The sequence below is a fragment of the Sphingobium sp. B2 genome (assembly GCF_007693735.1).
In the GTDB taxonomy this organism is placed as follows: domain Bacteria; phylum Pseudomonadota; class Alphaproteobacteria; order Sphingomonadales; family Sphingomonadaceae; genus Sphingobium; species Sphingobium xenophagum.
The window spans coordinates 1-26,263 of the sequence record NZ_VDBZ01000003.1 but is presented as its reverse complement, the minus strand read 5'-3'; the positions used below and the strand labels follow the sequence as shown (position 1 = coordinate 26,263).

Sequence of the window (26,263 nt, the reverse complement as noted above, 5' to 3'; positions counted from 1 at the left end):
CGGGGCATTTTATCTGGCTTGCTTTACCGATTTAAAGTACGTACATTTTCATGGAGCGATAAGACGTGCAGGAAGATTGACCGAACATATTGACACATCGAAAGATGTGGCAGGTCAAATCTACCGCGACACTCTCGGGCTCCCGGCATGTCGAGCGTTCTATTTCTTAGAAGCCGAACGCGAAGGTGGGCCGGCACAAATTGAGAAGGAGGGGAAAATGGCAAGACTTTTGCTCTGCGCACTGCTCAGCGCTACGAGTTCATTTTACGCGATAGCGGCGCATGCACAGGCAGCAGCGTCTCCGGCAGAAGCGGCAAGCGACGTAGGCAACCGCCTTCAGGACATCATCGTAACCGCACGAAAGCGGGAGGAGACGTTGCAGGACGTGCCGGTCGCTGTGTCTGCGGTCGGTGGCGAGCAACTCCGGCGCGCCCTTGCAAATGACCTCAACAAGATGGCTGAACTGGCGCCTCAGGTCAGCATAGGTCAGGGCGGCACTGGGACAGGCGCCGTGATTACCGTTCGCGGCGTCAGTTCCGGTTCTAACGATGCGGGTTTGGATCAATCCGTGGCGATCGAGTTCGACAATGTGCCCCTCAGTCGCGGCCACATCCTCGCGGCCGCGTTGTTCGACATTGAGCAGGTACAGGTCTTGCAGGGCCCCCAGGCACTGTTCTTCGGCAAGAATTCACCGGCGGGCGTTATCTCCATCAGTTCGGCCAATCCGACAGACAGGTTCGAAGGTTATGTAAACGCCGGTTATGAGTTCGAAGCTCGCCAAAAATATGTGGAGGGCGCCGTATCGGGCCCCTTCTCGAATAGCTTGCGCGCTCGCGTGGCTGCACGCATTTCCGATATGCGTGGCTGGCTCAAGAACGTCGCGCAGTCGCGACCGGATATCCTCAACCCTGCCGTTACGATTCCAGCCCCCTCCCATCGGTGGGGTCCTGCGAATCAGGACGTAGCCATCAGGGGCACGCTCGTCTGGGCTCCATCGACCGATTTCGAAGCGAACCTCAAGGCCACCTACAACACGCAGAAGCGCACATTCGCGTCCAGTGAGCCGTTCTGCATAGCTCCTACGACATCGCCCGTATTCCTGGGCACCCGTCCTCTTCCCGATTCCGACTGTAAGAAGAACCGAGAGACGACAGTCGGCTCGGTCCCGGCACAATATCGCGTCAACGCCCCTTATACGCGGAACGGCGATCCTTATTATAGCGCCAAGATCGCGCTTCTAGCCTTGACGATGAAAAAGGATTTCGATGTCGGCTCCATCACATCGACTACCGGTTACTATGACCAGATCACTCAGCAGCTCAATAGCGCCGATCAGACATCCTATGCCACGATATGGTTTCCTCAGCGCGACCATTATAAAATAACGACTCAGGAGCTACGTTTCGATACTGAACTCGATGGGCCACTCAACTTTATGATTGGCGGATATTACGAGCATTTTTCTCGTAAATTCTACAATGCGCCGGACTTGTTTCACACGTTCAATCCGCAAGCTGGGAATTATTTCGCAGTAGAAATGGAATCCTTGTCGAAAGGAACTTACATTTCCGCCTTTGCACAGGCTCGATGGAATATCCTCGATAATCTGGAACTATCAGGCGGCGCACGGTGGAGTTCGGACGAAAAAACCCTAGATGCTGTCAATACGCAGGTCGGTCCTGGCCAAATTGCTACTGTGTTTCCGCGCGGCGTGCATTTGAAGTCAAAATTCAAGGATCAGCATATTTCACCGGAGGTGACGCTGACGTGGCACCCAGCCCCCGGCCAGACACTTTATGGCGCCTATAAAACGGGCTACAAGGGAGGCGGCATCTCCAACGCATTCCTCATCCCAAAAAGCTCGACGCCGGAGAATATCCAGTTTCAGCCGGAGACTGCCGAAGGTTTTGAGGTTGGTTACAAGGCGACCGCGATGGACCGCAGGTTACGCTTCGATGTGACTGCCTACAATTACAAGTACGGCAATCTTCAGGTCGTATCGTATAATGCCTCGACTATATCCTTCGTTTTGCAGAATGCCGCATCTGCCCGGATCAAGGGCGTTCAGGGATCGGTCGCCTTCCTGGCCACCGAAGGTCTGACTTTGCGCGGTAATCTCGGCTATAATTCAGCGAAGTACATCAATTTCGCCAACGCCCCCTGCTATTTGGGCCAAACGGCTGCGACAGGCTGCTCTGGCACGCCGGCCGCTCAGAATCTAGCGGGCAAAGCCCTTCTTCGCGCACCGAAGCTAACCTACAGTATCGGCGCTGATTACAAAGCCCCCCTGTCCAATACTGTCGAACTCAACCTTGGGGTGCAGGGGACGCACACAAGTTCCTATCAGACCGCTACCGATTATGCGCCTGCCGGCTTTCAAAAGGCCTACTGGATTTTGAACGCTTCAGCCGGTTTGGGCTTCGGCGAGGGCAAGTATGAGATCGCCGTGATCGGGCGCAATCTTACCAACAGCTATTATATGCTCAACTCCAACGGTCAGTCCGGGTCCGGAAACCCCAACCAGCAAGTCGGATTTTTCAATCGCCCGCGTGAAGTCGCGCTCCAGGCCAGCATGCGGTTCTAATATGCCGTTCCTCCCGGCGCGGCAGGCCGGGAGGAGCATGGTAAAGAGACGGCTTGAAACACGAGCAGGGGGAGAAGGCGTGCATGATTTCTACAGGCCGACAGGCGCACATCGCGATGGATTACATCAGCGGCCTTGGCAGGGGCGAGATAGACCTTGGTCATCTTGCTGAGGACATGACCGCCTGGTCTCCTGCGATGCGGATGGTGAGCCGTAACGAATTTCTTCCAAGGCTCCCCGTTATGTCGAAGGTGTTTATGACGCCTTTGACGTTCACGTTCGACAGCATCACCGCTCAGCCCGGGCGCGTCGCGGTGCAATGCCGCTCGCATGGGGTGCTCTATAATGGCGAAGTTTATAGCAACGAATATCTCTTTCTGATCGAGTTCAACGATGAGGGACGAATCTCTCATGCGCGCGAATATTTCGATATCGACCGGCTTCGCGACATTCTGAAGCCGGCAATCGCAGCATGGCATGCAATGCACGCGATATAGTAGCGCTGCCGCGAGACTTTCGAGCAGCTTGGCGGATCAGGCAAAGGTGCCGTCTTTGAGAAGGCTCATGGCTATCTCACTGAGCCGCGCCGAGAGTGCCAGAGACCACAACTCCCAAGAGGGAGGGATATGAGCGAGCCGACGAACAAGTCTTGCCCCGGGGTTGGCGAGCGGGTAGTGCGGATGATGCTGGATCGCGAGAAGGACTGACCCTCGCGCGGGCAGCAGTGATGGCGATCGCGGTGAACATGGGGATGACGACCACAGATGCATCCCGTGGCCGTTTTTCCGCTCAGGCCGCGTCGGCTCGCAAAAGCAGACCGGCCGGCGAGCGGCTCGGCCATCACGGTTTCGGCATCCGCCACGATGCGGTCGATCAGTTCCGTACAGGTCGGAATACGCATGATTACAAGTCCGCCAAGCGGAAAACGCCCGCCCAAGAGGGGCGCTGTCAGCCCCGTGCGTTCGGATCAAGGCTCCAGCGTGGTTCCCGATTTTCGGCAAAGGCGGCCGGTCCTTCGGCAAAGTCCGGATGACTCCAGTGGGACTTGAGCAGTTCCCACCCCAAATCGCTGCTCGACGGTTCGGCCATTTCGACGGTTGCCCAGATCGCCCTCTTGGTAAGCGCAACGGCCTGAGGTGAGTTCGCCGCGATCATGGTCGCGATTTCGCGGGCACGGTTCATGACCGCCGCCGCGCTGTTTTCCAGAAGATCGACCATGCCCAGGGTCCAGGCGCGTTCCGCACACATGCGGTAGGAGCGACCGGCGAGCGCCAGCAGCAGGGCTGCTCCTACCCCCGCGCGCCTTGCAATCCCCTGGGTTTCCAGCGCCGATACCTGTCCGACTGAGACATGACTATCCATGAAGTAGCTCGTGGCGGAGGCGATCACGATGTCGCAGTCAGCCACGAAATGCAGACCACCGCCATTGCACAGACCGTTGACCGCACAGATCACTGGCTTGCTCATCCGGACCATTCTAGGCGTGAAGCGGTTGACCTCGGCGTTGGGGCGGTTGTGCAAGGTGCCTGTGCCCACTTGCAGGGCACCGACGTCTGCGCCGGTGCAGAAGTGGCGATCGCCCGCGCCGGTGATGATCGCGACCCGAATGGCGGGATCAGCCTCGACCCGGGCCCAGGCTTCCTCCAGCGCGGTCAAAACCGAGGGATCGAGCGCATTGCCTCGATGGGGTCGGTTGATCGTCAATGTAGCGACGCTGCCATCAATTTCGAATAGAAGCGATTGCTCGCCGTCACGGCTGATCGTCATTTTCGCTACCCCGACTCGTTGTCTCTGCATCTGGTGGACTGCCACCGGTTCTATCTCCCCGCTCGCAGCGACCGCTACGACAGAAGATTGACAGGGTGCGACAGGTGCTCGGCTGCGATTATAGTCCCGACATGCACAGATATTTGAGCTCGGTATAATCGTCGATGCCATGGCGGCTGCCCTCGCGCCCCATGCCCGACTGCTTGACCCCTCCGAACGGCGCAACTTCAGTCGAGATCAGCCCAGTGTTGATACCGAGCATTCCGACTTCCAGTGCCTCGCCGACCCGCCATGCGCGCGCAAGGTCGCGGGTGTAGAAATAGCCCGCCAGGCCTACTTCTGTGTCGTTAGCGACGGTTACTACCTCCGCCTCATCGTCAAACAGGAAGAGCGGCGCGACAGGGCCAAAGGTCTCCTCACGCGCGATCGCCATGTCGATTGTGCAACCGGCCAGGATCGTCGGTTCGAAAAAGCCATGTCCCAGCGCGTGCCGGCGCCCCCCCATGACAAGGCGCGCGCCCTTGGCCAGCGCGTCGGCGATATGCTCCTCCACCTTGCCGATCGCACTCTCGTCGATCAGCGGGCCCTGCACCGTCGCTTCGTCGACGCCCGCCCCCACGCGTAGCCTGGCAACCGCTGCAGCCAGCTTCGTCTGGAATGCGTGCGCAATCTCCCGAGCCAAGAAGAAACGATTTACGCAAACGCAGGTCTGCCCTGCATTGCGGAACTTCGACGCGATTGCCCCCTCCACCGCGGCGTCCAAATCGGCGTCGGCGAATACGATGAACGGCGCGTTGCCGCCCAGTTCCATCGATAGCTTCTTCATCGTCGGCGCGCATTGCGCCATCAGAATCCGGCCAACCTCAGTCGATCCAGTGAAGCTAAGTTTACGCACCAGCGGACTACCTGTCAGTTCGCTACCAATCGCCCCGGCAGATCCAGTGACCACGTTGAATACCCCAGCCGGGACGCCCGCCCGTTCGGCCAGCACAGCGAGTGCCAGCGCGCTCAGCGGCGTCTGCGTAGCTGGCTTCACCACCATTGTGCAACCGGCGGCCAGCGCGGGCGCCGCCTTGCGCGCGATCATCGCAGCGGGGAAGTTCCACGGCGTGATCGCCGCCACTACGCCTACTGGCTGGCGGATGACGACAATTCTGCTGTCGGCACGATGGCTGGGGATGGTTTCACCGTAGACGCGCTTGGCCTCCTCGGCGAACCATTCGATATAGGATGCGGCATAGGCAATTTCGCCCTTTGCTTCGGCCAGCGGCTTGCCCTGCTCGCGGGTCAGGATCATCGCCAGATCGTCGCTATGCGCGATGATGAGGTCGTACCAGCGCCGCAGAATTCGAGCGCGCTCCGCCGCCAATAGCGATCTCCAGGCAGGCAGCGCCGAATGCGCGGCGGCAATCGCCGCACGCGCCTCTGCAGCACCTAGGTCGGGAACCGAGGCCAGCCGCTCTCCAGTGGCGGGATCCATCACGGCGATTTGTCCCTCGCCGACCCAGCGGCCGTCGATCAGGCATTGCTCGCGCAAAAGTCCGTTATCGTCGATGGCAATGGTCATATCTTGACACTCCTGGAAAACCGACGCGATGCAGCGGCGGTCGTGATGGCCCTATGCCAAGCTGGCGAACGCCTCAGCGCGGGCCTTTGGGCAGATCCAGCAGTCGCTCGCCTATGATGCTGCGCTGGATCTCGGATGTGCCCCCGGCGATCGTTTCTGAAAATGCGTCGAGATAGTCATGGCCCAAGCCATGCTCCCCGATCACCTCTGGCGCATCGATGCCATACAAGTCGATCGCCGCTGCGGTGGCGCGCTGGCTGAGCTCGGCGAAGCTGAGGCGGACGATCGACCCTGACGCATCGGGCACGCCTTCCTCGCTGTCGAGCGCGACCCGATAGGCGGTAGCGCGGACGGCGGCCGCCTCGGCGCGGAGGCGGGCGAGCCCGTTCCGCAACCCTGCACGATCCGCCGGGCAGTCCAGTAGCATCGCGTCGATCCGCATGGTCAGCGCAATCAGCAGGCCAAGGCTGGCAGTTCCGCGTTCGAAGGCGAGGGTTGACATCGCAGTTGCCCAGCCATTGTTGAGACCGCCCACCACATTACCAAGCGGGATGCGCACTGCGTCGTAAAAAACCTCGCAATATTTATAGGCGCCCGCCATGGTTTTGATCGGTCGAACGGTGATGCCGGCAGCATCCATCGGGCAGATCACCCAGCTCAGCGCCGCGCCGGTCCTGGCCAGCGGGTCGGTGCGTATCAGCAGTTCCTGGACGTCGGCGATATCGGCATAGCTTGACCAGATTTTCTGCCCGTCGACGATCAACTCATCCCCCTCCACCCGGCCGCGCATCCGCAGGCTGGCAAGGTCGGAGCCTGCATTTGGCTCGGAAAAGCCCTGACACCAGATAACCTCGCCGCGCAGGATTGGCGGCAGATGGTCCGCACGCTGTTCATCAGTGCCACAGGTGATCAGGGTGGGGCCGGCATGGTTGAGCGCGACGAACAGCGGATTGAGCGGATTGGGTGCGCCCGCACGAGCATATTCCTCGCACCAGATGATCTGTTCGGTCACCGACAGGCCACGACCGCCGGCTTCACGGGGCCAGGACAGGCCAGCCCAGCCGCCCTCATATTGAACGCGTTGCCAGTCAAGCGCGAAAGCGCGGGCGCCGGCGCGATCGTGGGGAGGCTTGACGATCGGGACGTTTGCCGACAGCCAATCGCGAGCTTCGCAGCGAAAGCTATCGAGGTCCGTCATGCAGCAACGCCCCAGGTCGCATCGGCCGCAGCGAGCGCCTGACCGCTCGAACCGCCCAGTTCGCCCGCCAGCGCGCGCAGCCGATACGTCCAGAAATGCAGCGGGAATTCGAGCGTCAGCCCCATTGCGCCAGCAAACTGGTGTAAATCATAAGTAAATCCCGCGATCCTCATCTGGACGAAGCCGGCCGCGATCGCGGCCTCCGCGTCATTGTCGGCCCACGCGGCGCGCATCGCCAGCCAGCGCGCGGACTCGACGGTCTCCGCCGCCATCGCCAACCGGTGTTGGATGGCTTGCAGCGAGCCGAGAGGGCGGCCGAAGGCGTATCGGGTGGTAACATGCTCCACTATCGTGTCGAGCGCCGACGCCATGCAGCCGGCTGCTTCGGCGGCGATGCCGACCCGCCAGCGCCGTCGCACCAGTCCGGCATCCTCGAAGCGCTCGACAGTGGCGCCATCCAAGGAGAGCAGACGGCCATAGGGATAGGCGAGCAGGCTGTCGACCAGCGTCACCTGAGCTGGGTCGGGTGTGATGATGTCGGCATGATCGTTCTGCAAAACGACGAGATGCCCCGCCAGAGGGAGGAAGCGGGCGGGGGCCAGGGCGTCGCCCGATGCGAGCGCAATCGGTTGCCCGTTTGGGACAAGGCCGATCGCGCCGGCGACGAGGGTGCTTGCAGCGATTTCAATGACTTGGGGTACCCGAGCGACCCGCTCAACGATCAAAGCTGCATCGAGTGGGCCGAAGCCCTCTTCATGGGCTATGCCAAGGAAGCCCGACTCGGCGAGCGCATGAGCGAGAGCGTCGGCGTAGGCATGGGACACCGGTTCGACCGGACTGTCCTTGAAGGACGCCAGGATCGAGTCCAGCGCTGACATGACGCTGGCCTGATCTTCGGACAGTTCGAAATTCATCGTCTCTGTTCTCCGGGCTTCGGTTCGCCTGGCAGCGCAAGCCATCGCCGGGCTATTGCGTTGAGCTGGATCTCCGCGGCACCCGAGGCGATGCCGGCGGCGATGGCGCGCTGATGATGCGCCACCTGTACCGGATCGGTCCCGATCAACCCTTCGGGCAGAAACTCGAGCAGGAAATCGTTCACGCCATTGTCGGCCTGGACCACCGCCCACCGGGCCACGCTGGGGTAGGCGTCAGCCGGTTGTTCATGCGCTTTCGCATCGACCACGCGATAGACCAGCATGCGGGCGGCCTCGCACAGCATCAGCGCGCGCGCCGCCCGGTCCCGGACGATGGGATCGTACCAGCGCCCCTCCGCCTTCAACCGCTCGACGGCGCGGTCGAGCATGCGGCGCGAGAATTCATAGCGAGCGATGCCGGTGCGTTCGTTCTGCAGGGCGTAAGAAATGATGTCCCACGCCTGCCCTTCTGCCCCCAGGCGGTTGGCGGCGGGAACGAAGACGTCATCGAAGAACAACTCGTGGATGTCGCCCTCACCTATGAGTGCCGGTATCTGTTTCACTTGGATTCCGGGTGAGGCCATATCGACCAGCAGGATGACGATCGCCGCCTTGCCGACTGGCCCGCCCCCGCCAGCGGGCACGCGCGCAAGCAGGAAGCAATTGTCGGCACGGCCAGCATAGGAGGTCCAGACCTTGGCACCTGTCACGGAGTAACCACCCTCGACCGGAACTGCCTGGGTGCGCAATGCCGCCAGGTCCGACCCCGCGCTTGGTTCGGAGAAGCCTTGGCACCAGACGGCACGTCCTTCACGGATCGGCGGCAGGTATCGGTTCATCTGGTCGGGGCTACCGAACTTCATCAGCGCCGGTCCGATCCAGTTGACATTCATATATTGGGCGCCGCGCGGCTCGCCCGCTGCCCACATCTCTTCGCCTAGGATGAATTGTTGCCAGACTGGCGCGTCCTCGCCACCATGCGCGGACGGCCAGTTCGGCACCAGCAGTCCGCGTTCCGCCAGCATCGGGCAGAAACGCATTGCGAAATCGGTTTGGAAATCGCTGCCCGGACCATGCGTTGAACGCGCTTCCCAGTCTTCCGGCAGGGTCTCTGCGAGAAGGTCGCGGATGCGCTGCCGATGGGCCTTTTCATCCGCGGACCAGCCAAATTCCATAATATCAGTCCTTGCTCGCATCCGCGATCAACGCGGCGCGGATTTCGTGCTTCAACACCTTGCCGGTGGCGTTTCGGGGTAGGGTATCCCACAGGGCTATCTGCTCAGGCCGCTTGAATGCGGCGATCGATTGCTCAGCGAGAAAGGCCGACACCGAAGCCAGGTCCGGCCGTGCATCGCCCGTCGGCACGATCACCGCGAAGGCGCGCTCGCCCGATGCGGAATCAGGAACGCCGACGATCGCGACGTCCGCGATATCAGGATGTTCGAGCAGGACATCCTCGACCTCCTTGGGAGAGATATTCTCGCCCTTGCGGATAATGATGTCCTTGGCGCGACCCGACACAACGAGGTAACGATCGTCCACCCAGCGACCGAGGTCGCCAGTGCGATAATAGCCCTCCCTGTCGAACACCGTAGCCTCGTCTGCGCTGTGGACATAACCGACCAGCATTTGCGGCCCGCGCGCTCGAATCTCGCCTTCTCCGACGCAGCCTGCCGCAGGATCGGTTGCGAGCCTGACGTCGGCAATCCCTGGGCAGCCATCGGTCTCGGCGGCATGCTCGACGTCGGACCGGTCGAGCACGCCAACCGTTGTTACCGGCACCTCGGTGGATCCGTAGACTCTGGTGACAATGGCCTTTGCGAAATAGGCGTTCGCTTCCTTGATAAGGCCAGGAGGGACGGCTGCGCCGCCGCAGATGAAGACCTTCAGGCTGGGCAAACGGGTCCCATTCGCACGGGCCGCGGCCAACAATTGTTCGAGGAAGGGCGTGGCGCCCGCCATGTGGGTGCAGCCAGTGCGTTCCATGAGATCCACGCCAATCTGGGAGTCCCAGCGGTCCATCAGCACTGCCGTAGTGCCTAGGAGCAATGGAAATTCGAAGGCGTAGACGGAACCGCCGATGTGGCTGACAGGAGAGGGAACAAGGAACTTGTCTCCGCGAGATACAAGCCATTGATCCTCCAGCTGGCGAACCAGCGCATGGATCGAGTTATGGCTGTGCATGACGCCCTTAGGACTGCCCGTGGTACCGGATGTGTATAGGATCATCCGAACGGAGTCGGGATCGAGTTGGGGGAGCGTTCGGCTGGCTTCCTCGCTAAGAAGCGTCTCGTACCAGATGACGTCTGGCCGCTCCTCGTTTCGCTTTCCCCGTACGATCACTATGTCGGGCGGTCGATCGAGTTTTGCACATAGATCGATGAGCATCGCCGCATAATCATGGTCGCGCAATCGCTCGGGTATGAAGATCACCCGGCTGTCAACGTCGGGCAGCATGTGCCGCAGTTCGCGCTCGCGCAGCGACGGCAGGATCGGGTGAGCAACCATCCCCGCCAAGGTTGCGCCGAGATAGATCGTCGCCGCCTCTGCCCAGTTCGGGAGCATGAATGAGACGACCGACCCCGGTGCGGCGCGCCCGAGAAGCGCATTGGCGAGCGCGATTGCTTGGGTGAATAGAGTTGCGCAGGAGACCTGCCGCTCGCCGTCGATAAGGGCAACGCGGTCGGGCGTCTCGCGCGCCGCCTTTGCCAAAGCATCAGCAAGCGTCTCGCGCGACCACCAGCCGTCCCGATAGGCGCGTTCGGCTCGCGCGGCGTTCCACCGGATGGATCGGCCGGCAATCACGCGGCGCTGTTCTCCCGGTTCGGCTTCTGTCGTCCGGGTAGGCATCTTTCCCGCTGGCATCCTTTCGCTGAGGCGCAACTTAGTCAACTTTGGCGGCTTAGTCTTGATAATGGGCGACATCGGTCACACGATGGCCGACGCAAGGCTGCTTGTGGCTGCCTTCACCTTGCGGTCGTGCATTGGCGCAGGCAATATGGGCTAGCGAACCGCTATCGTGATAATATGGAGAGGCGTTGTGGAGCATTTGGCGATGAGCAGCCGGTCCGGCGTCGATTCCGGTGCGTCAGGCGAGGTCTTCGATATCGTCCATTCCGACGCGCTGCAATTCTTCGACGAACTCGTTACCGAGCTCGGCGGCAATACGCAGAGTCTTTTCGACGAGGCGCGCGTCAACCCCGCATCGGCACGCAAGGGTGCGACGCTGCTTCACTATCGCGAGTTCGTGCAATTGCTCGAACTGGCCGGCCGGCGGCTGGGTATTGCCGATTTTGGCCTGCGCCTCGCGCAGCGGCAACGCGCGGGCAAGGTAATGGGCCCTGTCGGCGTCGTCATGAAGAATTCCACCACCGTAGGTCAGGCGCTGGGCTATTGCGCCAAGCATATCCATGCCTACAGCTTGGCAACCAGAGTGCGCTTCAAGCCCAATCGCGCGCGGCACACGTTGCTTGTTTCGCTCGAGATATTGCTCGAAGGCGTGCTCGACACGCGGCAGGTGATCGAGCACGCGCTGTCGCTGGCCAATTTGAATGTCATCGACATCACCGGCGGGCGTGCGCGGGCGCGGCTTCTTTTGTTCAGGCATCAACCGCAGATGCCGATCCGCGACTATCAGATGCATTTCGGCTGCGAGGTCATGTTCGGTCAGACGTGCGACGGCTTAGTGTTTAACGAGAGTGATCTGCTCTGCGAGATCGCCGATCCGGACGAGCAGATCTACGAAATGGCGACGGACTATATCAACGCACGCTATCCGCGTTCGATGCCACCGCTTCATGCCCGCGTGCGCAGCTTGATCCTCCGTCATCTGGGAGAAGACTGTACCCACGAACGCATTGCTGGCGAGATGTGCATGCACCCGCGCACCCTGCAGCGCCGTCTCAAGGCCGAAGGGCGGTCCTTTGAACTGATTAAGGACGAAGTCCGCCGCGAGGTGGCTTTGCGCTATCTGGTGCAGCCAGACGTACCTTTGACTCGTATTGCCGAGAAGCTAGGCTACGCTGAGACGTCGGTGCTGTCGCGCAGCTGCCATCGCTGGTTCGAGGCGTCGCCTAAGACGATTCGTCGCGCTGCCGTGACACAGTTCGCTGCTAACCCTTGAACAACGGCGAGGGCTAGGTCTGTCTTCGCAAACCACGACTTCAGACGACAGCGTCCAGCACGCTGTCGTCTGAAGTCGTAGCAGCGTCCGCGTAGGTCAATACGCTGATAAAGGCGATTGATAGAATAGCGATTCGCGCAGGATGCGTGGGATGCAAGGAGTGCGTTGTGGTGCAGTATCAGCCTAGCCAAGAGCAACGCGACCTGATCGCGGACATTGATGGAGCGCTGACCGCCATCCTCCCGCTGTCGCGTCTTAATGAGAGCCCACAGGAAAGCGCCGCGACTTGGGCGGCGCTCGAGGATCTCGGCATCTTCGGTCTCGCTGCGCCGGAAGCCGTTGGCGGAGCGGCTCTAGGCGCTGTTGAAGAAGTGCTGCTGGCCGCGGCACTGGGGCGGCGGCTAGCCAGCCCGTCCGTGTTCGCGACCCTGGGGGCAGTTCACGCAAACATCCACGCGCCGACACCGGTCCTAAAGCGGACTTCCCCAGCCTATCAAAATCGCCGTGGAGTGGTGGTGATGGTCGACTGCGGCGCAACCAACGCGCTTTTGTTGCGGACTGCAGACAGCGCGACGATACACCTGATTGACACTAAACAGATGGAACTGGAGGGTAATCCCTGGCTGGACCGCCTCTGTGTGCGGAGCGATGCTGGTCCGCCAATTGCGACATTGGGTGCCGCCGGACTGCTGCGTCTGCGCCTGATTGATGCTGCCGCGCTTGCGGGGATCGCGGGCGCTACGCTCGATGCGGCGGCCGGATATGCTCGCATGCGCGAACAGTTCGGACGACCGATTGGCAGCTTCCAGGCGGTAAAACATCATTGCGCCAACATGGCGGTGGCGGCCCGGAAGGCTATCGACCTCGTCACTTACGCCGCAGTTGCAGCGGATCAAGCCCGCCCGGATGCGGCATTCTTGGCCGACAGCGCGTTCATCATTGCTGCACAAGGCGCAATCGACAATGCTGGCCGAAACATTCAGATACATGGAGGCATTGGCTTTAGTGATGAAGCCGATGCGCATCTTTTCCTGAAGCGGGGGCAACTCCTGGCAACGATCGGCGGCGGTGTCGAGGCTGCGCTGGAACGGATTGCGATCGTGGCGGCAGCCTGATGGAAGGAGTGGATATGACCACGCGCGTGGCGATCATAACGGGGGCGGGTAGCGGCATCGGACTTGGCACCGCGCGAAAGCTTTCCGGGATGGGCTATGCCATCGTCGGCACGGGTCGCGATATGGGCAAACTGGCCGAGCTCGAAGCTGCCGTCGGCCATCCCGAGCGGGTCGCGACCATCGCTGCCGACCTGACCGACAACGAAGCTCCGCAACGAATAGTCGCGACGGCGCTCGACCGTTTTGGGCGGATTGATTTCCTGATAAACAATGCCGGAATCGGTAGTCCCAAGCCGGTGCACGAGGCGGACGACGAAACGCTCGACCATGTACTCGGGCTGATGCTGCGCGCGCCGTTTCGAATGATCCGAGAGACCCTGCCGCATCTCGCTTCCGGCTCGGGGATCGTCAACGTGACTTCCACTTATGCCGCGATTGGTGGCTGGCGGGGCGGAGCCTATTCGGCGGCAAAGGCCGGGATGACCGGGCTGACCCTACACTTGGCCTGCCAATATGGGGCGCAAGGCATCCGCTCGAACGCGGTGGCACCGGGCGTAATCCCGACCCCGATGACCGAAGGTCGGTTCGACAACGAGGCGTTCTGCCGGATGAACAACGACCTTACACCCTATCCTCGCTTAGGTACGGTCGAGGACATCGCCAGCACGATCGCCTTCCTATGTTCGCCGGGAGCCGAATTCATCAACGGGCAGACGATCGTTGTCGATGGTGGCTGGAGCTCTACCAAATTTATGTCGGAATATGCGTTGACGTCGGAATGGTCGCCGAAGCGAGCCTGATAGTTCATTCGGCCCCCGGCTCGTTGCGCTCTTGTATAGATAGGGGTCAAATAGGAAATTTTCGGATTTTTCCTATCACTTTATTACGATGAGAAGTATCCGAAGTGGGGGGCTAACTGCGCGGTGGGAATCAAGTCGTAACGTCTTTCTCGCCAGTTCCATCCTGGAGGTGCGAATTCTATTTGCGCTCGAGAAGTTCGGCATGTGATGAGGCCGTGCGGGCCTTAAGAATATTGCGAAAATCGATATACCCTGGGACCCGACGGTCTCAATGACAGCTTGGCGTGTGTCGTCGTTCTGAGCCTTCCCCATTGACTGGTTCACTGCATAGAGCAGGTCGTCGCTCTGAAATTAGGGTTGGATTGGGATAGACATATGGCTCTGCTTCCGTGCCGATAGCAGTCAGCCAAGCTCTACGGCATGTGCTACGATAGCAACGCCAAGGCGCTCGCGCACCGCTCCGAAAATGGCTGCCAGATTGTCCATGCTGGGGTTTCCCTTCTCGGACAACATCCGGTGCAGGCTTTTGCTCGGCCGGTTCGTTTGAGCGGACAAGGCTTCAAACCCAACCGACGCATTTACCAGGTCACGAAGGATCAGGCGTGCAATATGGGGCTCACCGTTAAGGAATGCCGTCGCGGCCTCGTCGAGCATGGCTTTGGCAAAGGCAGGATCACGCGCGGCGCGCTCCTTCACCGTCTCCTTGAAATCGCGCGTCAGTACCATCTTTCTATCCCTTGGCTTTCTTCGCAGCTGCCTTACGGCTCTTATACTCCGTCAACAGAAGGCTGGCACGGTCGATGTCGGCCTGTTGTCGCTTCTTCGTCCCCCCTACAAGCAGGATGATCAGTTCATCTCCATCCTGTCCAAGATAAAGCCGATAGCCTGGTCCCCAATCGATCCGATATTCTCCGAGACCGCCGCCGATCCATTTGACGTTCGACAGATTGCCGAGCTCCAGCCTGACAATCGCCGTCGCCACCTTAGCCCCGGCCTGGGTGTCGAGATCGCCAAACCATGAACGGAACGGGCTGGAGCCGTCCTCACGGATATACTCCTGTACGATCAACTCATGGCCTTTCCGGTAACGTATATGTTACCATTTGTCTAGTCGTTTTTGTGGCTCAAGCAACCAGACGGAGGCGGTCCAGCTTCGCAGCCCCTTGGGCGAGGAGCTTGGCAATCTCGTCGGATGTCCGTCGTACGGCCAGCTTGAGGGCTTCATCGACGTGGATGTAATCCTGCGTCACATTTTGCGAAGCGTGCCCCAGCATCGCGCGGATCGTAAGTTCGGAGAAGCCCAGTTCAGCTGCGATGCTGGCGAAGGTATGCCTCAGAACATGGGGGGTAACGTCGGAAATTCCGGCAAACCCGCAAACCCGCTGCAGGCAGGCGCTGACGGCCGTGAAGGGGCCATCCCCGGTGGTTGCCGTGAACACATAAGGACTGCCTGCGATCTGCGGCTGCGACACGATCACCTTGATCGCTTCCGGCCCGATCGCTCGGATTTGTCCATCGGTCTTGGTATCAGGGAAAGCGACGAAGCCTCCCATCGGATTTACCCATGCCCGCTGCATGGCTTGTCCCTCTTCGCGACGATAACCTGTCAGCAGCAATAGTCTGATGACGGCAATGCCGGTCGGGCTGACGCCCTGCTGCTCGGCATAGACCATTGCCTTGCCCAGCGCTTCGATCTCGGCGACGCTGAGACGTCTCGTCTTTTTATTGCCAGCGAGCTTCTTGGCACCCTTTGTAGGATGCTCGGCGAGTAAGCCTTTATGCTTTGCATGGCCCAAGATAGCCTGAAGGGTCGCCAGGCAGCGTGCTGCAACACCGGGGCCCCCGGTCGCCTTGCCGCCCCGGCCGTCAGGTCGGGGCTTTTTCGTCTTTCCGGTCGCCACATCGTTTTGCATCGCCTCGACATCAGCAATGGTCAGATGACGGGCGATCCGTTTGCCGAGCAGCGGCTTGATGTGAGTTCGGATTCGGCTTTCATCCATCGCGAGTGAGGACTCCTTGATCGGCCGGTTTCGTCGACCAAGAATTCTGCCTGCCTGGGCTTCCGTCAGATACCAGTCGCACAGTTCAGCCACATTCATCTCGTTTCTGGCGCGACGAGCGTCATCCGCCGGGTCTTCCCCGGCGGCAACCGCGCCGAGCTTGATCTTGGCTAGATCGCGCGCTTGCTCAGCAGTGATCACGCCAAAGCGACCGATATTGACGCGGCGCTTGATGCCCTCGGCATTCCGGTACTGGATGATGAATGTCTTGAGGCCTGATGGAAGCACGCGAACGCCGAAACCTCGAATCTCACTGTCCCAAAGGACAAACTGCTTTTCCCCTGGGGGCTTAAGCGCATCGATCGAACGCTTGTTTAGCTTGGCAGTTGGCATCGCCACCTCCATTTGGAGACAAAGCTCCAAACGGTAGCCATTGTCTCCATATTGTCTCCAAAATACGCCGTTTCGTGGCGTATTGCAGGATATGACGTGGTAGGCGAAAATCAATATCTAATTGAAATATCGTACAAAATCGTACTACCGGAAACTGTGGCGTAGCGTTGGAATCAAATTACCAAGGTTGGGGTCAAGGGTTAGAATCCCTTCGCCCGCTCTAGTTTCCTTAGGGAAATTAAGAACTTAGGTCGAAAACTTCCATCAAGTTCACGGTTCGTCAGGTGCTGCGGGTCCACCACAAACCCTTACTCCAGCGTAGTCGATAGCATCTCGTCGGCTCGATCACCTATGCCTTCCGCGAGGGTGGTGGTGAACAGGTGCCTCTGCAGCGCGCGAAACCAAATATCGATGCGGCAGGGCCGCACTTTGCTAGGCTAAACCGGAGACGCTGTGGCAGCGTTGCCCAGTCGGCCTTCTTGCGGTCCAGAAGAGCAATCTTATCCGACATCACAGCGGCTGATTTTCCGGGCAAACTGGCGGCGGAAAATCACCAGCACCAACAATAACACCAACACGTTGGCTGGAAAAGAGTGCACGTCCGAACCCAAGCGTAAAGTCGCCTTCTAGAATCCGGCTTGTAGTGGTCGTGCGACGGACTAAAGGCGTGATCGTCGTTTCCGTCAACCAGCGCGCTTTTCGAGACGCTGATCGAGATCGTTAGCGGAAAGCGCCGTTTCGAGCGAGAACGACGGGCGCTGGGCGACCATCAGGAATTTTGATTAGCGCCGGCGCTTACCAACATTTTCAGATGGTGCCGGTCGATCAGTTATTCGACTGTCAGCCAGCTCGATCAGGCACCGCCCGGTGGCCTGACGCCCGAACTGTCACCGCTCGCCTTCATAGAGCGGAATGTTTCCAGGAAGGCCGGCCCCGGTAAAGGTCGCCGCCCAGCCGTCAGGTGTCGTGAATAAACGGATCGCTGTGAACGAGGGTTTTTCGCCGCCATTGAACCAATGTAGCGCTCCCGCCGGTACCGAGATCAGATCGCCAACGGTCACTTCCAACGCATGGACATAATCGCCAGTCCGGATGTAGAACTGGCCCTGGCCTTCGATACAATAACGCACCCCGTCATCCGAGTGGATATGCTCGGACAGGAATTTCTTGCGAGATTCAGCGCGCTCCGGGTCATCCGGCTTTAGGCGGATGAGGTCAAAACTTTGATAGCCTCCGCGCGTCTGAAGGAGGCGAATATCGTCGGCGTAGGCAGCCAATAACCCTCTGCGTCAGACATAGCGGGGAAGCGGGTGTCAGTGATCCAGCGCTCGAGATTGATACCAATGTTGGCCGTGGCTTCAACGATCTCGGCAAAGTCGCTGGTCTCATAGCTCTTGGTGTAGGGGGAATGGGAGTCGTAAGTCATCAAGCGGGTCATACTCACCCCTCCATGAGCTTTCTGCAGTTGCCTGCCTCAATCCTCAACTACTGCTAAAGATAGCTCGAATCACCGCAAAACGGATGCGCAAGCGAGACGTTTAGGAACGAGTGAATTGCCCACCGAGGTGCTAGATCGCTGCGCCGTTCCCCTCCAAAATCCCGCGAACGATCAGGCAACTGGTTACAGATGCAGGTGCGGCCATCGCACAAAAGCGAACGTTGAGGCGGGTGCCGGTCCGGAGAGAGGAGCAATGACAACGGAGTTTGCCACGATCCGCGCGCGGCCTGATCTGCGGTGCCCAGCACAAGTCACGGCTATGCGCGGCCTCAAGGCAATTCCGGTTTCCCGCGTGTGTAGCGGTCCTTCAGCATCTCCGATGCCGTCGGTGACGCGGCTAGCCATTTAGAAATCGAACAAATCAAAAAAGGGAGGATTAACTTAATGTCTGTTCGAACTATACTGTCCGTGTCTTCTGTTATTGTTGCAATTTCCACCGCGGCGCAAAGTGCTGGTGCTCAACAAGTTAACGATACTGTGAATGTAGCGGCTCCTAATGGAGAGCAATCCGATAATGGTCCTGGTTCTCAAGGGTTGAGCTTGGGCGATATCGTTGTCACAGCCAACAAGAAGGCCCAGAGCCTCCAAAAAACGCCTGCAGCCGTAACGGCCTTGGACAGCGAAATGATCGTTCAGAAAGGCGTTACGGACTTGCGCGCTGCACAGGCGTTCGTTCCTTCCGTTCGCTTTCAGCAGCAGGCTACCTCTACCGAGGTTTACATTCGCGGCATCGGCGCAACGCTCGATCAATCGCAGATCGATCCGCCGACATCGGTCAATTTCAACGGCATTTACATGCCTCGGGAAGTTACGAGCGCCGCATTCTTCGACGTGAACCAGATCGAGGTGCTTCCCGGACCGCAGGGCACACTTTACGGACGCAGTTCGCTCGGCGGCGTGGTGAACATCAACTTCAATCGCCCCACGCACAAGAATGAAACCAGCTTCAACCTCGAAGCTGGCAATTATGCTCTCTTGCATCTCACGGCCGTGGAAAATCTGTCGCTGACCGACAATCTGGCGATGCGCGCAGCCTTCGACTTTGCCCGGCACACCGGATACTTGAAGTCTGGTGCTGAGAGCAAAAACGGTTTTAACGGGCGTCTGTCCCTGCTTTACACGCCAACGGACCGTGTAAGCATCTACGCTTGGGGAATGGTCGGCGACGAAAAAGGTATCGCGTCGAACGCGGTGGCAATCGGCATACGCCCTGACGGCACGGTGAAGGCGGGTTCATTCCTGCAGGACGACCCCTGGAACGATCTGCTTCCGCCTTCCGTCCTAGCCCAATCACCTTTCGGCCAGCCCGCCGCCAAGCCCGTCAAAGACGAGAAAAAGATTTTCGGTGGTGAAGTTGAGATTGGACTATCCGACAGCGTCACCCTAACCTACATTCCGTCGTATCTGGATTATCACTCGGCCGTGGCCTTTACCTTGAGTGGCCTGCCTAACATCCAGACGACCAATTACAACCAGACTACGCACGAGCTTCGGCTTTCGGGTAAGGCGGGCTGGGGCGACTGGCTCGTTGGTGGATATGGCTATAGCTTGGAGAGTTCCGGCCAGTTCTATGTCGTGGACTTGTAACGGTTTTGTGCCTGTCTCTTATACACATCTAGATGTGTATAAGAGACAGGCTATGCAGATCGAGAATGACGGCAAGGTAGAGCCTGTCTCTTATACACATCTAGATGTGTATAAGAGACAGGCTATGCAGATCGAGAATGACGGCAAGGTAGAGCCTGTCTCTTATACACATCTAGATGTGTATAAGAGACAGGCTATGCAGATCGAGAATGACGGCAAGGTAGAGCCTGTCTCTTATACACATCTAGATGTGTATAAGAGACAGGCTATGCAGATCGAGAATGACGGCAAGGTAGAGCCTGTCTCTTATACACATCTAGATGTGTATAAGAGACAGGCTATGCAGATCGAGAATGACGGCAAGGTAGAGCCTGTCTCTTATACACATCTAGATGTGTATAAGAGACAGGGCCGATACTGCGATACCCACTTGCCCAGCGTCGACTTCCCTATCCCCAAATCCGATGCAACCCGAGCGCGCGGCAACCCGCTGGTCAGCGCGATCCGTACCGCCTCTTGCTTGGACTCTTCTGTATGCTTGATCATCTCGTCGGTCTCCTGTTGCGAGCTCTGATCGCTCAGGTGACCGGCGCAAAACCGTTACAAGTCCACGCTGTCGTATGCTTCTATGAGCCAAACGTCCTCGCTGCCATCGTCGGGTTGGAGGATTGAGTAGACCCGGGTGCCACGTTCGGGAGCAGCCGCGTTCACAAAGGGCTTTAACGCTTCGAGAAGCTCGCCTGATTTGCCGGGCAACGGCACGGCCTTGGCAACAAGGGCCATTCCGGCGAGCGTTTTGTCTCCACCATAGGGCCAGGCCTTTTCGTCAGGCGCGCGCACCCGTCCTGTAAGCAGCTCCGGCGGTGGGGTTGCGCCGTCAGCTGCGCGCAACTCGGGCTCCTCGGTAAACAGGTTGCGGACGCGCTCGGCCCACTCATCAAGGTAGCCTAGCCGGGTCTCGTGCGAAACATGTGCGACCGACCAAGCTACGAAGGGCGCCATCGCGTCGAGCCCGACGTAGTTCAAGGCACCGCTCTGAATGGCTTCGAGGCGTTCGAAATGGCGGCTGGGCCCGGCTCCGTGGGGTGGTTTCGGCGCTCCAAAGGTAATGCCAAGCAGTGCTCTCTTTCCCTTCAGTCCACCATTTCCATAATCGCCGATCTCCGGGTGGTCGTTGCTGTAATAGCGATCGTAGACGAGCACACGATCGACCCACCCCTTGAGGATCGACGGGAAATGGAAGTAGTAGTACGGAAACAGGAATATTACTGCGTCAGCCCAATCGAGCTTCTCCATCTCCTCAAGAATGTCGGTCGAGTACGACAGGTCCCGTGATGCAATGCGCTGGCGCGTTTGGTAATCTGTCCCTTGCCCAGGGCCTACATCAGGCCTCGGCGTCGCGAAGTCCGCATCGTCCGCCACTGCCTTGAATTTCATGGCATGCAAATCGGACACCCGGGTCTTGTGCCCTTCCGCATGCAGCACCTCCAGCGCTCGCGAAAGCATGGCGTTGGCAAACGAGTTGGGATCATGGTGAGCGTAAACGATAAAGACGTTCATCGAAGCCTCTGACTTTTTTGTTTGGTTGGCTGCTGACTATTCCCACCGGCGCGTGATCGGCAGCCTGCTTGTGGTCATGTCTGTCGTGCCGAAAGTTCATGAAACTAATGAGGTGCGCGCAGGCATTGAAGCCGATCAGGAATTACAGAACTGCCGTCTGCCTCGCTTTAACTTAAGCACCTAGTCCGTGATCAAAAAGGAGAAACACATAACCGTTGAAACTTGAGAGGCTCCGTGACCGTTCAAGACAGTCCAAACGGCTCGACGATGGCGGCGATCGCCACGTCAGGCATTCCGACCGCCCGCAGCGTTGACCACGTCGGTGTGAATGTCGCCGACCTCGGCGCAGCAATCACCTTTTTCACGGACGTGCTCGGTGCCCAGCTGTTGTTCGAGGCCGGCCCTTTCCAAGACCCCGAAGGGCAGTGGATGGCCGAGCAGCTTGGGGTTCACCCTCGCGCGGTTCTTTATTTGGCAATGATGCGCCTCGGACCGACGCTCAATATCGAGTTGATGCAATACAAAGTGCCAGGAGTCAGTGCCAGAGCAGCCGCGTTTGCAGATCCAGGTGCAGGCCATCTCGCTATCTACGTCGATGATATCGAACGGGCCGTCGCGTACCTGGCGGATCAACCGGGAGTCTCCGTTCTCGGCCAGATCACGAAGCTTGAAGGTGAACTGCCGAACGCCGGGACGTCACTGATTTTCGTATCCACCCCGATCGGCGTCCTTTTGGAATTGATCTGCCGCTCCGGTTCCCTCCCTTACGAGCGTACAACGAAAGCGAGGCTCGTCGGTCCGGCGGATAATTGGCACGAACTGAAGCAGGAGCCCCAAGCAAAATGAAGTGCCCAGACCTCCAAATTATGAAGGACGCGCCAATGGTGATCGTGTCCTACAAGGCTGATCCCGCCGCGATCCGAGAAATCCTGCCGCCTGGGCTGACACCTCACCCTGAGGGCCGCGTGGTTCTGAACATGTGGGACCAGAACGACGCTGGTTCGAGCAGCGGTTTCGGTAACCCTGGCCCCGTCAGTGTGACGTATCTCGCGATTGAGGTGGAGGGCCATGACACCTGGACCGCTGATGGCACAGTCTCGGCACCGGGACGCTATTTTGCCGGCCAATGGATAAGTGCCGAAGACAATGGCGGTTTCGCAGAGTTCGGAAGACTGTCGTGTGGTGTTGGGTCGGAGCCTGTCTCTTATACACATCTAGATGTGTATAAGAGACAGCAATGGCGGTTTCGCAGAGTTCGGAAGACTGGCGTGTGGTGTTGGGTCGGAGCCTGTCTCTTATACACATCTAGATGTGTATAAGAGACAGCAATGGCGGTTTCGCAGAGTTCGGAAGACTGGCGTGTGGTGTTGGGTCGGAGCCTGTCTCTTATACACATCTAGATGTGTATAAGAGACAGCAATGGCGGTTTCGCAGAGTTCGGAAGACTGTCGTGTGGTGTTGGGTCGGAGCTAGGTGACACCCGTTACCGGCGCACTGGAAACCGACTTGTGGCTGACCTGACGGTTGATGGGCACAAGTGCATCACGCTCGAGGCTGACATTGGAGAAGACAAGCTCGTCACGCTAGGTGGTCACCTCAACTATTTCTGCGACCGAAATGACGGGAATGACGGTCGTGAGATCGCTCGCATCGCGGTTCCCTTCGTATTCGAGATCTTCGATGCAGAAATTGCCTCCGTCCAGTTCGATGCGGTCACGGCCTTCCGCCTGCTCGGCGGAGCTCCGGCAGCAGCCCTCGCCCCGCTTACGCCGATCGACATCGGGTCGGTCATGTTCGGAAAGGCCACCTGGGCGCCATTTCAGGTCGCCGAAGCATGGCCGTCCGTAAGTAAACAATAATGGTGCATTCGTGCCGATAGTATCAAGACCAACTAAATAAGGATGCCCTGAATGGATATGGAACTTTCTGGCCGCGTGGCGGTCGTTACCGGTGCGGGGTCCGGGATCGGCTTGGCAACGTGCCGGCACCTGCTTGCTGAAGGCGTTCACCTGGTGGGTGGTGATATCAACGCGAGCGCACTCGCGGGCCTCGGGCCCGACGTCACTGCCGTCGAGGTCGACCTCGCTGAAGCGCGGGGAGCAGAGCACCTGATCCAGCGCGCAATCGAGACCCACGGGGGGGTAGATATCCTGATTAACTGCATCGGCATCGCGCCCGTCCGGGAAGGTTTTCTAGCACTGCAAGATACAGATCTGGCACGCACGATGGATGTTAACCCGCACTATTCATGAGGCCTCCGCTCCGGGTTCGTGCGAGCATGGTTTGTCGGTCGTCGGGTGATCAGAGCAAGCTCCTCCGGCGGTTTTTTTCACCGCGTCAGGATCGATGGGCTTTTCGAGGTTGAAGGACGAGGGCTCGGGCTTTGGGCGGCACTGCCGCGCTGGTTATGTGGGTGCCGGCCGGAGGCCGGTGGCAATGGTTCTGAACAGGCTGGCATCGGGACAGGCTGACGCGAAGGCGACGCGGATGCGCGTAGCGGTTTCGATGACGCGGGCGGCGACCTTGAGCAACCGCAGGCGCAGCGTTGCGAACTCGGCGGTGGCGAGCGCGGCAGCCTTCGGGATTTCCTGCTGGATGCGCCACACGAGCCAGTAGGCGGCGGTGTGCAGGATGAGGCGCATCTGGTTGGCATTGGCTGAGCGGCACGAGGTACGATCGCTGGCAAGCTGGGTCTTGTGGCGCTTGATCAGGTTCTCGGCGTTGCCGCGCGCGCAGTAGAGGGTGTCGTAGATATGCTCAGCCGAACCTTCGGCCAGCGAGGTGACGACATAGCGGATGTCCATGCCCAGCGTGCTGGCCTCGATCCGGGCGACGACGCGGCGCTGGCACTTCCAGCTCTTCGCGCCGTAGCGGGTCTCGGCATAGTTGCGCAGGACCGGATATTGGCGCTGAGCCCGCTTAACCGCGCAGGCATCGGCGGCAGCGACGATTTCGGGATCAGCACGCAGCGCGGCGTTGGTCGGCAGGCCGAACACGTAGTCGACGCCGGCCGCCTCGCAGAAGGCCATGACCTCGGGCCGGCCATAGTGCCCGTCGCCGCGGATGGTGATGTGCGTTTCGGGCCAGTGCCGGCGCAGATGGCGCACCAGGCGCCGGATGTGGCCGGCAGCTTCGGCGCCCGACGGTGTCTTGCCGGTGCGCAGCAGCATCGCCACCGGTCGGCCGGTGGCAGTGTCGTAGACATGGATCGGCAGGAAGCAGCGCTCGCCATGATGCCCGTTCCAGAAGGAGAGCTGCTGATAGCCATGAACAACGTCACAGGTGTCATCGATATCCAGCGTCACCGCCGCCGGCGCGGCGGGGTAGCTGGTGCAGTAGATGTCGATCATCGCGGCCATCATCCTGGCCAGTTCGCGTGTGGTCGGCGCATTTTCCCACCGGCTCATCGTCGGTTGGCTGGCCAGCCCCGCGCCCGATCCCGGCAGCTTGCCCAGCGCCAGACGGAAGCCCGGATCGTCGCGCAGAGCGTCGAGATCATCGGCGTCTTCATAGCCGCAGGCGATCGCGAACACCCGGGCACGCAGGATGTCATCAAGGCGATGGATCACCCGCACAGGGTCCCGCGGATCGGCAATGCAAGCCGCAAGCCGCCGGCAAAGCCCCATCGCGCGCTCGGCCTGTGCCAGCAGCAGAACACCGCCATCCGAGGTGAGCCGACCTCCGTCGAACGCGGCTGTGATCTTCTTGCGCCCGATCGCTGGAAACGAAAATCCCGGCGCGCTATCATCGCTCCCGGCGGGTGTGGCCCGTGGCATAAATTGCCTCGCTGCAGGACTGGTCTAGACACCCATTTTCCTACATCAAAGCAATCGCTTACACCACTCCCGCCAACCCTGCTGACTGAGCCCGATGAATAAGCCGGGTTAACTTCATGAGTATCCTGCGGGCATGCCGTGCTGCGATCCCGAGCATGATCGAACGCGGAAAAGGCGCCATCGTGAGCGTGGCATCGGATGCAGGAAGGATGCCTGATCCTTTCTTTATCGACTATTCACTTTCGAAGGCTGCAATCCTTTGCTTCTCTAAGACGATCGCCATGGAATTCGGGTCGAAGAACATCAGGTCGAATGTGGTTACCCCTGGCCCCATTCGCACGCCTATGTGGGATCGCCCGGGCGGCTTTGCGGACTCGCTTGCGGAAAGCTATGGTCTTGACAAAGAAGCCGCGGTCGAACGCTTCGCCAAAGTGGAGCGGAGGCTTGCCCTGCCACGGCTTGGCACGCCCGACGAAGTGGCCTCCCTGTGTGTATTTCTTGCTTCCGACAAGGCAGGTTTTGCGACTGGATCCGACTTTGCAATCAATGGTGGCTCGATCCACGTCATTTGACGATGATCGCCATTTACCTTGTGCTGGCTCCAGTAGCGCGCCACGCAGATAATGATGGGACGCCTCGGTAGTTACCGACATCCTCGGGCAAGCTGCTTCCTCCTTCCCTTGAACCGCGCCGTTCGCATGGATCAGGAAGCAGACTTGTTCGGTTGAGACATCACGCGACGCTCCCACAGGGGCCGGATGCAGTTTGGAGGCGCGGCGCTTCCCGTTGCGCCCTCGCTTTTAGGCGGGCTTGTCATGGTATAAATATAAGTACTGCGGGCCGATAATTGCCGTATTGGTCCCGGAATTACGAAAAAATACTCAAAAGCGGGGATGTAAAAAGCTGTGGTTACAGAAAATTTTTCTAGAAGGGAAACAAGTGTAGTTATCATTTTGGGCGCCATCGCTGCCGGTATCCCGGCTTTGCAGCCGTTTCTTCTTGGTTCTATACTGGAAGAGGGTAGAATTAGTGCTTTAGTAATGGGACGCGCTAGCGCAGCCGAAGCGTTCGGCATGGTGATTGGTACTGCAGCTGCGGGAGCATCGGGGGCATCAATCTCGAAGACATCAAGGCCCCCAAATGTTTCGCAATCGAGGCAGCGCTTAAGGCCCGGATGAACATCCCAGTCTTCCACGACGACCAACATGGCACGGCCATTGTCGTCGCGGCGGCCGTGACGAACGGACTGGTCCTTCAGAACAAGACCTTGGCTGAGGTCAGGCTGGTGACCTCGGGCGCAGGTGCTGCAGCCCTCGCTTGCGTCGACCTTCTTGTTTGGAGTTGTGTCGATTTAGCCGCGCCCTCCGTATCCATCCGGCTG

The 26,263-nt window shown here is 59.4% G+C and carries 24 protein-coding genes and 2 pseudogenes; 13 read left to right on the top strand and 13 right to left on the bottom strand.

What is annotated here, in order from left to right; genetic code table 11:
- The first annotated feature begins 76 nt into the window (after positions 1 to 76).
- Together FE851_RS18445 and FE851_RS18440 are read left to right on the top strand one after the other, a co-directional pair.
- Positions 77 to 2,584: a TonB-dependent receptor gene (locus FE851_RS18445; RefSeq protein ID WP_186378904.1), complete on the top strand. Its 2,508-nt coding sequence runs from the start codon at positions 77 to 79 to the stop codon at positions 2,582 to 2,584.
- Positions 2,585 to 2,637: 53 nt separating this feature from the next.
- Entirely contained in the window at positions 2,638 to 3,081 is a 444-nt protein-coding gene (locus FE851_RS18440; RefSeq protein ID WP_145205755.1) for a nuclear transport factor 2 family protein, read from the top strand.
- Positions 3,082 to 3,532: 451 nt separating this feature from the next.
- Here FE851_RS18440 and FE851_RS18435 read toward each other — a convergent pair whose 3' ends face one another.
- The 6 genes from FE851_RS18435 to FE851_RS18410 all read right to left on the bottom strand — a co-directional run bounded on the left by FE851_RS18435 (position 3,533) and on the right by FE851_RS18410 (position 10,880).
- Positions 3,533 to 4,351, bottom strand: coding sequence for an enoyl-CoA hydratase/isomerase family protein (locus tag FE851_RS18435; protein WP_145205753.1), 819 nt, complete (start codon positions 4,349 to 4,351; stop codon positions 3,533 to 3,535).
- A 118-nt stretch (positions 4,352 to 4,469) separates the two neighbouring features.
- A complete protein-coding gene (locus FE851_RS18430; protein ID WP_145205751.1) occupies positions 4,470 to 5,918 on the bottom strand; it encodes an NAD-dependent succinate-semialdehyde dehydrogenase in 1,449 nt (482 codons plus the stop codon).
- Positions 5,919 to 5,991: 73 nt separating this feature from the next.
- Positions 5,992 to 7,116: an acyl-CoA dehydrogenase family protein gene (locus tag FE851_RS18425; protein WP_145205749.1), complete on the bottom strand. Its 1,125-nt coding sequence runs from the start codon at positions 7,114 to 7,116 to the stop codon at positions 5,992 to 5,994.
- A complete protein-coding gene (locus tag FE851_RS18420) occupies positions 7,113 to 8,030 on the bottom strand; it encodes an acyl-CoA dehydrogenase family protein (protein WP_186378903.1) in 918 nt (305 codons plus the stop codon). Before FE851_RS18420 ends, FE851_RS18425 begins: the two co-directional genes overlap by 4 nt.
- Positions 8,027 to 9,205, bottom strand: coding sequence for an acyl-CoA dehydrogenase family protein (locus FE851_RS18415; protein WP_145205745.1), 1,179 nt, complete (start codon positions 9,203 to 9,205; stop codon positions 8,027 to 8,029). Before FE851_RS18415 ends, FE851_RS18420 begins: the two co-directional genes overlap by 4 nt.
- Positions 9,206 to 9,209: 4 nt before the next feature.
- Positions 9,210 to 10,880: an AMP-binding protein gene (locus FE851_RS18410; RefSeq protein WP_186378902.1), complete on the bottom strand. Its 1,671-nt coding sequence runs from the start codon at positions 10,878 to 10,880 to the stop codon at positions 9,210 to 9,212.
- A 190-nt stretch (positions 10,881 to 11,070) separates the two neighbouring features.
- Between FE851_RS18410 and FE851_RS18405 the strand changes: the two genes are divergently transcribed.
- The 3 genes from FE851_RS18405 (at position 11,071) to FE851_RS18395 (ending at position 14,068) form a co-directional block, all read left to right on the top strand.
- Positions 11,071 to 12,153 (top strand): AraC family transcriptional regulator, encoded by a 1,083-nt coding sequence (locus FE851_RS18405; RefSeq protein ID WP_145205743.1) that lies wholly within the window; start codon positions 11,071 to 11,073, stop codon positions 12,151 to 12,153.
- A gap of 167 nt (positions 12,154 to 12,320) precedes the next feature.
- Entirely contained in the window at positions 12,321 to 13,268 is a 948-nt protein-coding gene (locus FE851_RS18400; protein WP_145205740.1) for an acyl-CoA dehydrogenase family protein, read from the top strand.
- A 14-nt stretch (positions 13,269 to 13,282) separates the two neighbouring features.
- Positions 13,283 to 14,068 (top strand): SDR family NAD(P)-dependent oxidoreductase, encoded by a 786-nt coding sequence (locus FE851_RS18395; RefSeq protein ID WP_145205737.1) that lies wholly within the window; start codon positions 13,283 to 13,285, stop codon positions 14,066 to 14,068.
- A 402-nt stretch (positions 14,069 to 14,470) separates the two neighbouring features.
- Here FE851_RS18395 and FE851_RS18390 read toward each other — a convergent pair whose 3' ends face one another.
- The 4 genes from FE851_RS18390 to FE851_RS18375 form a co-directional block, all read right to left on the bottom strand.
- The gene (locus tag FE851_RS18390) at positions 14,471 to 14,794 is read right to left on the bottom strand and encodes a DNA-binding protein (protein ID WP_145205734.1); all 324 of its coding nucleotides are present in this window, start codon (positions 14,792 to 14,794) and stop codon (positions 14,471 to 14,473) included.
- A gap of 4 nt (positions 14,795 to 14,798) precedes the next feature.
- Positions 14,799 to 15,137 carry a type II toxin-antitoxin system RelE/ParE family toxin gene (locus tag FE851_RS18385; protein ID WP_145205732.1) on the bottom strand — a complete coding sequence of 113 codons (339 nt, stop codon included), beginning with the start codon at positions 15,135 to 15,137 and terminating at the stop codon, positions 14,799 to 14,801.
- A gap of 55 nt (positions 15,138 to 15,192) precedes the next feature.
- Positions 15,193 to 16,461, bottom strand: a complete 1,269-nt coding sequence (locus tag FE851_RS18380) for a tyrosine-type recombinase/integrase (protein ID WP_145206592.1) — start codon at positions 16,459 to 16,461, stop codon at positions 15,193 to 15,195.
- 887 nt (positions 16,462 to 17,348) lie between these two features.
- On the bottom strand, positions 17,349 to 17,738 hold the full coding sequence (locus FE851_RS18375) for a cupin domain-containing protein (protein WP_145205729.1): 390 nt from the start codon (positions 17,736 to 17,738) through the stop codon (positions 17,349 to 17,351).
- 761 nt (positions 17,739 to 18,499) lie between these two features.
- Here FE851_RS18375 and FE851_RS18370 point away from each other — a divergent pair.
- Positions 18,500 to 19,546: a TonB-dependent receptor plug domain-containing protein gene (locus FE851_RS18370; RefSeq protein ID WP_186378901.1), complete on the top strand. Its 1,047-nt coding sequence runs from the start codon at positions 18,500 to 18,502 to the stop codon at positions 19,544 to 19,546.
- A 411-nt stretch (positions 19,547 to 19,957) separates the two neighbouring features.
- Here FE851_RS18370 and FE851_RS18365 read toward each other — a convergent pair.
- Positions 19,958 to 20,092 (bottom strand): annotated as a pseudogene (locus tag FE851_RS18365) (transposase); the annotation flags it as partial.
- Between the two features lie 54 nt (positions 20,093 to 20,146).
- On the bottom strand, positions 20,147 to 21,106 hold the full coding sequence (locus FE851_RS18360) for an NAD(P)H-dependent oxidoreductase (RefSeq protein ID WP_145205723.1): 960 nt from the start codon (positions 21,104 to 21,106) through the stop codon (positions 20,147 to 20,149).
- Between the two features lie 234 nt (positions 21,107 to 21,340).
- Here FE851_RS18360 and FE851_RS18355 point away from each other — a divergent pair, with 234 nt between their 5' ends.
- From FE851_RS18355 to FE851_RS18340, 5 genes are read left to right on the top strand one after another with little or no spacing between them, the layout of a single operon-like run.
- Positions 21,341 to 21,952: a VOC family protein gene (locus FE851_RS18355; protein WP_145205720.1), complete on the top strand. Its 612-nt coding sequence runs from the start codon at positions 21,341 to 21,343 to the stop codon at positions 21,950 to 21,952.
- A gap of 35 nt (positions 21,953 to 21,987) precedes the next feature.
- Positions 21,988 to 22,425 (top strand): acetoacetate decarboxylase family protein, encoded by a 438-nt coding sequence (locus FE851_RS18350; protein ID WP_261371071.1) that lies wholly within the window; start codon positions 21,988 to 21,990, stop codon positions 22,423 to 22,425.
- Positions 22,416 to 22,583, top strand: a complete 168-nt coding sequence (locus FE851_RS26275) for a hypothetical protein (protein WP_186378899.1) — start codon at positions 22,416 to 22,418, stop codon at positions 22,581 to 22,583. The genes FE851_RS18350 and FE851_RS26275 overlap by 10 nt, the downstream gene beginning before the upstream one ends.
- Before the next feature lie 31 nt (positions 22,584 to 22,614).
- Entirely contained in the window at positions 22,615 to 22,965 is a 351-nt protein-coding gene (locus tag FE851_RS18345) for a hypothetical protein (protein WP_145205714.1), read from the top strand.
- Positions 22,966 to 23,016: 51 nt separating this feature from the next.
- Entirely contained in the window at positions 23,017 to 23,358 is a 342-nt protein-coding gene (locus FE851_RS18340) for an SDR family NAD(P)-dependent oxidoreductase (protein ID WP_145205711.1), read from the top strand.
- Positions 23,359 to 23,511: 153 nt separating this feature from the next.
- Here the strand turns inward: FE851_RS18340 and FE851_RS18335 are convergent, their stop codons facing one another.
- Positions 23,512 to 24,882, bottom strand: a complete 1,371-nt coding sequence (locus tag FE851_RS18335) for an IS1380 family transposase (RefSeq protein WP_020817822.1) — start codon at positions 24,880 to 24,882, stop codon at positions 23,512 to 23,514.
- A 116-nt stretch (positions 24,883 to 24,998) separates the two neighbouring features.
- Between FE851_RS18335 and FE851_RS18330 the strand changes: the two genes are divergently transcribed.
- Positions 24,999 to 25,454, top strand: a complete 456-nt coding sequence (locus FE851_RS18330; protein WP_145205708.1) for an SDR family NAD(P)-dependent oxidoreductase — start codon at positions 24,999 to 25,001, stop codon at positions 25,452 to 25,454.
- A gap of 527 nt (positions 25,455 to 25,981) precedes the next feature.
- Positions 25,982 to 26,263, top strand: a pseudogene (locus FE851_RS26525) (hypothetical protein); the annotation flags it as partial.

Bases quoted from the DNA above. Each gene is read 5' to 3' on its own strand.
- FE851_RS18380 (WP_145206592.1), bottom strand. From the start codon at position 16,461: ATGCCAACTGCCAAGCTAAACAAGCGTTCGATCGATGCGCTTAAGCCC.
- FE851_RS18335 (WP_020817822.1), bottom strand. From the start codon at position 24,882: ATGCCACGGGCCACACCCGCCGGGAGCGATGATAGCGCGCCGGGATTT.
- FE851_RS18340 (WP_145205711.1), top strand. From the start codon at position 23,017: ATGGATATGGAACTTTCTGGCCGCGTGGCGGTCGTTACCGGTGCGGGG.
- FE851_RS18395 (WP_145205737.1), top strand. From the start codon at position 13,283: ATGACCACGCGCGTGGCGATCATAACGGGGGCGGGTAGCGGCATCGGA.
- FE851_RS18390 (WP_145205734.1), bottom strand. From the start codon at position 14,794: ATGGTACTGACGCGCGATTTCAAGGAGACGGTGAAGGAGCGCGCCGCG.
- FE851_RS26275 (WP_186378899.1), top strand. From the start codon at position 22,416: ATGTGTATAAGAGACAGCAATGGCGGTTTCGCAGAGTTCGGAAGACTG.
- FE851_RS18430 (WP_145205751.1), bottom strand. From the start codon at position 5,918: ATGACCATTGCCATCGACGATAACGGACTTTTGCGCGAGCAATGCCTG.
- FE851_RS18360 (WP_145205723.1), bottom strand. From the start codon at position 21,106: ATGAACGTCTTTATCGTTTACGCTCACCATGATCCCAACTCGTTTGCC.
- FE851_RS18350 (WP_261371071.1), top strand. From the start codon at position 21,988: ATGGTGATCGTGTCCTACAAGGCTGATCCCGCCGCGATCCGAGAAATC.
- FE851_RS18330 (WP_145205708.1), top strand. From the start codon at position 24,999: ATGAGTATCCTGCGGGCATGCCGTGCTGCGATCCCGAGCATGATCGAA.
- FE851_RS18410 (WP_186378902.1), bottom strand. From the start codon at position 10,880: ATGCCTACCCGGACGACAGAAGCCGAACCGGGAGAACAGCGCCGCGTG.
- FE851_RS18415 (WP_145205745.1), bottom strand. From the start codon at position 9,205: ATGGAATTTGGCTGGTCCGCGGATGAAAAGGCCCATCGGCAGCGCATC.
- FE851_RS18420 (WP_186378903.1), bottom strand. From the start codon at position 8,030: ATGAATTTCGAACTGTCCGAAGATCAGGCCAGCGTCATGTCAGCGCTG.
- FE851_RS18425 (WP_145205749.1), bottom strand. From the start codon at position 7,116: ATGACGGACCTCGATAGCTTTCGCTGCGAAGCTCGCGATTGGCTGTCG.
- FE851_RS18435 (WP_145205753.1), bottom strand. From the start codon at position 4,351: ATGACGATCAGCCGTGACGGCGAGCAATCGCTTCTATTCGAAATTGAT.